Source organism: Arthrobacter sp. ZBG10, assembly GCF_001238605.1.
Classification (GTDB): Bacteria; Actinomycetota; Actinomycetes; order Actinomycetales; family Micrococcaceae; genus Arthrobacter.
This window is the reverse complement of the sequence record NZ_LFQH01000040.1, coordinates 25,668-33,327: the sequence shown is the minus strand read 5'-3', so window position 1 is coordinate 33,327 and position 7,660 is coordinate 25,668. Positions and strand designations below refer to the sequence as shown.

5 protein-coding genes are annotated in these 7,660 nt (G+C 61.5%); 4 read left to right on the top strand and 1 reads right to left on the bottom strand.

What is annotated here, in order from left to right:
- Positions 1 to 1,326, bottom strand: a 1,326-nt coding sequence (locus ACU18_RS10455) for an MFS transporter (protein WP_050685491.1), incomplete at its 3' end; no start/stop codon positions are given.
- A gap of 169 nt (positions 1,327 to 1,495) precedes the next feature.
- On the opposite strand from ACU18_RS10455, the gene ACU18_RS10450 reads away from it, so the two are divergent.
- From ACU18_RS10450 to ACU18_RS10435, 4 genes are all read left to right on the top strand, one after another.
- Positions 1,496 to 2,455: a LacI family DNA-binding transcriptional regulator gene (locus tag ACU18_RS10450; RefSeq protein ID WP_050685490.1), complete on the top strand. Its 960-nt coding sequence runs from the start codon at positions 1,496 to 1,498 to the stop codon at positions 2,453 to 2,455.
- A gap of 91 nt (positions 2,456 to 2,546) precedes the next feature.
- The gene (locus ACU18_RS10445) at positions 2,547 to 4,154 is read left to right on the top strand and encodes an AMP-binding protein (RefSeq protein WP_050685489.1); all 1,608 of its coding nucleotides are present in this window, start codon (positions 2,547 to 2,549) and stop codon (positions 4,152 to 4,154) included.
- Positions 4,155 to 4,191: 37 nt separating this feature from the next.
- Positions 4,192 to 4,953 (top strand): SDR family NAD(P)-dependent oxidoreductase, encoded by a 762-nt coding sequence (locus ACU18_RS10440; RefSeq protein ID WP_050685488.1) that lies wholly within the window; start codon positions 4,192 to 4,194, stop codon positions 4,951 to 4,953.
- Positions 4,954 to 5,309: 356 nt separating this feature from the next.
- On the top strand, positions 5,310 to 7,652 hold the full coding sequence (locus ACU18_RS10435; RefSeq protein ID WP_050685487.1) for a glycoside hydrolase family 3 N-terminal domain-containing protein: 2,343 nt from the start codon (positions 5,310 to 5,312) through the stop codon (positions 7,650 to 7,652).
- Positions 7,653 to 7,660: the final 8 nt, after the last annotated feature.

The following is a 7,660-nucleotide window of genomic DNA, read 5'->3' as shown; positions in this document are numbered from 1 at the left end:
TGCGATGATGGCGCCGACGATGTAGACGGTGGTGTAGTTGCCGGAGCCTAGTGCCAGGACGATGCCGGCGGCGAAGGGGCCGATGGCTTGTGGGAGGGTGCTGCCGATTCCGATGATGGCGAGGAAGCGGCCGTTTTCGTCGGTGTCCCGCGGAAGGACGTCGAGTGCGAGGGCTTGGTCTACTGCGCCGTAGACGCCGATGGAGAGGGAGAGCAGGAGGCCTCCGAGGACGTATTGGGGGATGCTGGTGGCGGTGCCGGTGATGATCATGCTGGTTCCGAGGGTGGTGGCGCTGATGAGGAGGAAGGGTTTGCGGGTTTTGAGTTTGTCGGAGAGGTATCCGGATCCGACGGCGCCGAGGATGCCGGTGGCGACGCTGGCGAGGCCCGTGATGGCAAGTAGTCCACCGACTTCGGTGGGGGTCATGTTCAGGCGGCTGGTCAGGAGGTAGACGCCGTAGAGTCCGGCCATGGAGATGGCCAAGAATACGCATGCTTTGCTGATCCACACCCAGGCGAGGTTGGGGTATTGGCGTGGGTTGAAGTAGAAGCCTTCGAGGACTTTGGAGATTTTCAGTTCGGGTTTCGGGGTGGTGACTTGGGGGTCTTTCATGACGAGTGTGAAGAACAGGGCCCCGACGAAGGCGATGCTGGCGGGCAGGAGGAACAGACCGATCGGGCTGGTGACCATGGTGCCGGCGACGGTGATGCCCAGGATGGGGGCGATCTGGGTGATGGCTCCCAGGATTCCCATGACGCGTCCGCGTTGGAGGGCGGGAAGGGTGTCACCGAGGTGTGTGTTCAGCATGGAGGATGCGATGCCGTAGCCGGTGTAGGCCACACACCATCCGATGACTAATCCTGCGACGTCCCCGGTCAGGGCGATCGCTGCCGATCCTGCCAGGCCGAGGATGCTGCCCAGGAGCAGCCAGGGCCGTCGCCGGCCGAAGCGGGATCGGGTGCGGTCGCTGAAGATCCCGACGATCGGGGTGCCGATCACCACGAACAAGCCGGGAAGCCCGACCGCGAGAGCGAGGATCGCGTCGCGGTTCTCCGGGGCGACCTGAGCGACACGAATCGCGAGGGAGAACGCGATGGGCACGATGAACGCAATGTAGAGCGTCATCTGGGCGATGTAGATCGCCCAGAGGTAACCGGTACGCAGCCTTGGCAAGTCCCCGCCCAGGGTGCTGGCTGGGGTGTCGGTCAGGGTGTTGCCGATGCGTTCGGCGCCGAGGTGGATGCTCGCCGACGGGCTCAGCGGCAGCTCATACCCGGCAGGGGCAGACGCTGACGAGAACGGTTCCTCAGCAGGTTTGCGTGACATAGATCAGAACTCCATTGTTATGAAAACCGGGCGGGCTATTTGTCAGTCACCCCGGTAAGGGATCCATCAGAAAGCCGTTGTTGTTACGTGACAATACATGCTGAGTGCGGGCTTTGTCACGTGACACTTCGTGTAGGCTTGACTTCAATTCCAAGAGGAGGAGAAGGGCGTGGTCACCACCAGTCACGACGTTGCACGAGGCGCGGGGGTTTCCCGGTCGACCGTCAGCGAGATCCTCAACGGGCGCGGCCACAAATTCGCCACCGCCACGCGCGAAAAAGTCGAACAAGTCGCACGGGAACTGGGGTATCAGCCCTCGGCCGCAGCCAGAACCCTGGTCCGGGGAACCAGCGACCTCGTCATCGCCCTGATCCCCGACACAACGTTCGGCGGGAACCTCCAAGACATCTTCGAGCGCGCGACCGAAGAACTCGCCCAGCACGGACTCACCCTGGTCCTGCGCCTGGCCACTCACTCCCCGCAATCATTCGATCGGCTGATCTCGTCCCTGAACCCCCGGGGGGTCCTCTCACTGACACCTTTCACAGCTCAAGAGCGGCAGATCCTGCAGACCCGCGGAGTGGAGTTCTTCGACCCCGTGCCCCCAGCCGACCATCACAGCGTCGACTACGACATCGGAAGACTGCAGGCCAGTCACCTGATCAGCCGCGGCCACACCAGACTGGCCTACGCCCACCTCAGCGACACCCGACAAGACCCCTTCGGCGCCGACCGGGAACAAGGCGTCCGCGACGAATGCCGCGACCACAACCTCCCCACCCCCCTCACCCTCAAACTAGGCATCAACCGCGAAGAAGCACTCGCAGCCCTCGACTCCATGGGCCAAGCACCCTTCGCCATCGCCTGCTACAACGACGACGTCGCCACGGCACTCGTAGCCGCAGCCCAACTACGCGGCCGCACCATCCCCCACGACGTGGCCCTCATCGGGGTCGACAACACCCCCCTATCCCAAATCATGATCCCGCAACTGAGCACCATCGGATACCCGATCGGCGGAGCAGCACACGCCGCCATCGCCAACATCATCGCGAACACCACCACCAACAACCACACCCCCAACAACCACACCATCCCCCTCCACATCATCCACGGAGAAACCACCTAAACCACCCCCACACCAACTTGCAAATAGGTACCCGTTAGCGCCGACGTCGCCGCTTCATTCTTAGGTAACGTCACCATTCAAAGGAGAATCGATGTCCCTTCAGGTCCCTACAGTTGCGGCCCTCATTGCTCAGTACGGTGCTCACGACGCCTGTGCTGCTGATCTGCTTTGCGACAGCCACGATCCCAATGCCATAGCATTTTCGATCATCGAAGCTGACCTGTCTAGCGAGGACATCACCTACGGACAACTGCGTGAACGGTCGGAACAGGGAGCTGCAGCGCTGGCTGAATTGGGGGTGGGACCTCGGGATGCCGTGGCCACGCTCATGAGTAAATCTGCCGATTTGGTAGTGATGCTGCTGGCCATTTGGCGATGTGGCGCCGTTCATGTGCCCCTGTTCACGGCATTCGCAGGGCCGGCAATCGAGATGCGACTGACGTCTTCACAGGCAAAAGTGATCATTACTGATGCCGACCAGCGTCAGAAGATCAACGACACAACGGCGACCGTCATCGTGACTGGGGAGAGTGCTTCAGCACCCGATCTCGCCCTCACCACGCTCCTCACAATCAAAAGGCCGGGCATCCCCGCGGAAGCCATCGGAGGAGACGGTACCCTGGTCCTGATCTTCACCTCCGGCACCACCGGTTCGCCGAAAGGCGTCCCCGTCCCGGTTCGGGCGTTGGCCTCCTTCCGCCAGTACATTGAACTCGGACTGGACGTAAAAGCGGATGACGTATTTTGGAACGCCGCAGACCCAGGCTGGGCCTATGGCCTCTATTACGGGATCCTGGGACCTCTAGCAGCTGGCCGGCGCAGTCTGCTCTTGCACGCAGGCTTCTCCCCTGAACTCACCTTTGATGTTTTGGACCGCTTCGGCGTCACCAATTTCGCCGCGGCACCCACGGTGTATCGGACCATGCGATCAGCAACAAAAGCCTCACCGAAAACTCCTCGACTACGTCGTGCATCCTCCGCTGGAGAACCGTTGACACCAGAGGTCATCACTTGGGCTGAGGAGACTTTTGGCATCCCCATAAGGGACCACTACGGCCAAACTGAACACGGAATGATGATCGTCAACGCCTGGCACGACGCCGTCAGGGACGAACTTCGGCCAGGTTCCATGGGGAAGCCCCTACACGGTTGGAATTGCTCTGTCCTTCAAGACAACAGCGATGAACCTGCAGCAGCAGGTGAAATGGGTCGCGTAGCCGTCAACGTCGCAGGTAGTCCCCTCATGTGGTTCGCCGGTTACAAGGACGCTCCGGAAAAGACCGCTGAACGGTTCAGCCACGATGGACGATGGTACTTCACCGGAGACGCCGGCAAAGTGGACGAGGAGGGAAACTACTACTTTTCATCCCGAGATGACGACGTCATCATCATGGCCGGGTACCGAATCGGACCCTTCGATGTAGAAAGCATCCTCGCAGGGCACCCGTCCGTCCAGGAATGTGCTGTCATCGGCGCTCCCGACGAACTCCGTGGCGAGGTCCTGGAAGCATATATTGTGCTTGTGGAGGGGACTGCCGGCAGCGACGACCTTGTCCTCGAGCTTCAAAGGCTCGTCAAGACGCAGTTCGCTGCCCATGCCTACCCCCGACACATTCACTTCGTTGATGATTTGCCGAAAACGCCCTCGGGGAAGTTGCAGCGGTACGTCCTGCGAAAGCGACGCGCTGACGGGTTTTGACAGAACACCAAGTACCTTTGACCGGCAGGAGAACGTCGTGAACATCAACGGAGCAGTTGCCCTCATCACGGGAGGGGCCTCCGGGCTCGGCCAAGCCACCGCCAATGCCTTGCATCGCCAGGGAGCTCACGTGGTGGTGGTAGACCTCCCGTCATCAAAGGGCGAGACTGTAGCGAAGGCTCTCGGAAGTCGCGCGCATTTCATGCCTGCCGACGTGACATCCGCCGAGGAGATCGGCTCTGCGGTAGATTTCGCGGCCTCACTGGGAGCTCTACGCATTGTCGTCAATTGCGCAGGCATCGTCGATCCAGGCAGGGTCCTGGGCCGCAATGGGGCCCTGCCTCTCGCCGACTTCGAACGGGTGGTCCGCATTAACTTGATTGGCACCTTCAACGTCATCCGACTTGCTGCGGAAAAGATTGCCGTAACGGACGCCGTCGACGGTGAACGCGGGGTCATCATCGACACGGCATCGGTGGCCGCATTCGATGGTCAGATCGGCCAGCCCGCGTATGCCGCTTCCAAGGGCGGTGTCGCAGCAATGACATTGCCCTTGGCGCGGGAACTGGCCAGTCACCTTATCCGCGTGATGGCGGTGGCCCCCGGCCTTTTCGAAACCCCCATGATGGCGGCCCTCCCTGAGGAAGCGCAAAAATCTCTCGGCCAGCAAGTCCCGCACCCCTCCAGACTTGGTAAAGCCTCCGAGTACGCCGATCTGGTAGCCCACATCATCAACAACCCAATGCTCAACGGCGAAACCATCCGCCTTGACGGAGCGATTCGAATGGGCCCGAGGTAGCCAAAGGCGGACTCCCCCGCATTCGGGCCTGCCGTCAACTCCTGGTGCTCCGACGGTTCGAATCTCCCCACTTTTCGATCCCCTTGCCAGAACCAGAAAAGCGAGTTGTTACGTGACAATTGGTCCTTTCGACGGTAGTGTCGCTTGACGAGGAACACCGAAGTTTCTCAGCAGCATTCATATGCTGCCAGCACCTTTTGCCCGGCGATCCCGACCTTGGAGTTTTGATCTCCCGCGGAAGTTCCTCTCGGGCGCGGCAGTTTCGTAGTTCGCGTCAGGAGCCGGCTCCCTTTTCCCCTGCCCCACGCGCGCCGGAGAACATTTGTAGACGCGCAACGCACAGATAAGGACAATTCATGAGCTCGTTCGACGCCGCCCGCCTCGTGGGAAAGATGACGCTGGAGCAGAAGGTTGCTCAGCTTCGCGGCCTGTTCGCGACAGAGCTTTTTGTTGCTACGCCAGAGAGCCAAGGACTCGACCCATCGCGGGTATCGATCATCCGACCCCATGGAGTTGGACACATTTCGATGGCATGGTTCCTCGCGGAGCAAGCAGATGAGTTGCGCTTGCAGCTCGACGCGATCCAGCATCACGTGCGCGAGACCTCCCCTTTCGGCATCGGTGCGATGGTGCACTTTGAGGCGATCAACGGCGTGGTGCACGATTCCGGGCCACAATTCCCGACCGCTTGGGCTCAGGCGGCCTCGTGGAACCCCGGGCTCATCCGCCGCGCTGCGTCGGTCAGTTCGGCGTTGACCGAGCAAATCGGCGGCCACGCCGTTTTCTCTCCGGTGATGGATCTGGCGCGCGATCCGCGCTGGGGTCGGGTGCATGAAACCTACGGCGAGGATCCCGAACTCGTGGCGCAGTGCTCAGTGGCTTTCGTCGAAGGCATCCAGGGCCGCAATGGCGAACGTCCAGTCCTCGCCACTGGCAAGCACTTCCTCGGCTATGGCGCATCTGAGGGGGGTCTCAACCAGGCCATCACGCAGCTAGGCCGCCGGGCGCTCGTGGACGAGTACGCTGAACCATTCCGACGAGCCATCGCTGAAGCCGATCTCGCGCTGATGATGAACTCGTACAACGAAGTCGACGGTGTGCCCGCAGCTGCCAACCGGTGGATGCTGACTGACCTGCTGCGCGGAGAACTAGGGTTCTCCGGACCCGTCGTCAGTGACTATTCGTCGATCGCGATGCTTCGGACCGTTTATCACACCGCTCCGCAACCTGGTGCTGCGGCACGTCAAGCGCTCGAAGCCGGACTTGATGCGGACCTCCCTGGCGGCGAAGAGTATGCGATGCTCGTGGAAGAGGTTCAGTCCGGACGCCTGGACGAACGCCACGTCGATGTCGCAGTTGAGCGTACTCTCGTTGCGAAATCGCGAGCTGGACTGATTCCGGAGTTCAGGCGGACGGGAAGCACTCCTCGCATGGACCGTGAAGAAGCGGCCGAAGTACGGCGAACCTTCGCCGATCAGTCCCTTGTGCTTCTCAGCAACGACGGCGCGTTGCCCATCACTGATGACCGGACAAAGATCGTGATCGTGGGGCCTGCTGCGAACGAACTCCGCATCCACTTCGGCGCCTACACGTCCGTGTCGAACATCGAGATGATGCGCGGCTCGATGGCGCTCCGGAACGGGGAGATTCCCGGGATCAGCGCCGAGGAGGCCATCTTCACCGATATCTTCCAGGCACGCTTGCCGGGAATCGAGCCGACGTTCGAGGAGGCCGCGCAGCGGCTCCACCCGCACGCCGTCACCCTGCTTGAGGCGCTTCGGGCCCACCGAACTGACGTCTCCTTCATTGAACTTGGTGATCTGATCCCCGGGGCAGTTCCTCTCGACGCGGCCGCAGTGGCCAGCGCCGTCGGCGGCGCAGATCTCGTGATCGCGGCGCTGGGCGAGCGCACCGGCTGGGTGGGCAACAACACCGCCGGCGAGGGACAGTCCACCAGCGAACCCCGGCTCCCTGGGAACCAGGAACAGCTCGTATCGCTCCTGGCCGAAACCGGGATTTCCGTGGTGAGCGTCGTCGTCACGGGCAGGCCCTTGGTGCTCACCGAGGTCGCGGAGGGCTCGAACGCACTGCTCGTCGCACCTCTATTGGGCGAAGAGGGTGGGGAGGCAATTGCGCGGGCGTTGATGGGCGAAGTGAACCCGAGCGGCAAGCTTCCCAGTTCTTTCCCACGCTCCATCGGGCAGATCCCGATCTATCACGGTCATCACTTCGGCAGCGGCTATGACCACCCGACCGGCACACGCCACGGCTACAACGACCTCGTCTCGCAAAGCCCGCTCTTCGCTTTTGGGCACGGGCTGTCCTACACCGACTTCGACCTGACGGTGGAAGGTTCCGAGTCGACAGTGGACCCTGACGGGCAACTTGCATTGACGGTCAAGGTCCGCAATAGCGGGTCTCAGCCTGGCGACACAGTAATTCAGCTCTATGCCCGGGACGAGGAGGCCACGGTAGTACGCCCCGTGCGTCAACTCGTCGCCTTCGAACGAGTAACACTCGACGTCGGTGAGGAGAAAACGATCGCTCTCTCGGCGCCAGTAGCGCGACTTGCTTTCACCGGCATCGACAACCGGCGAGTGATCGAGGCAGGACGAGTGACGCTGAGCGTGGGCTTCGCCTCGGATGATATCCGCGCAACGTCCGAACTAGAGATCGTCAGTTCATCCAATTTGGTCTGAGAAGGAGA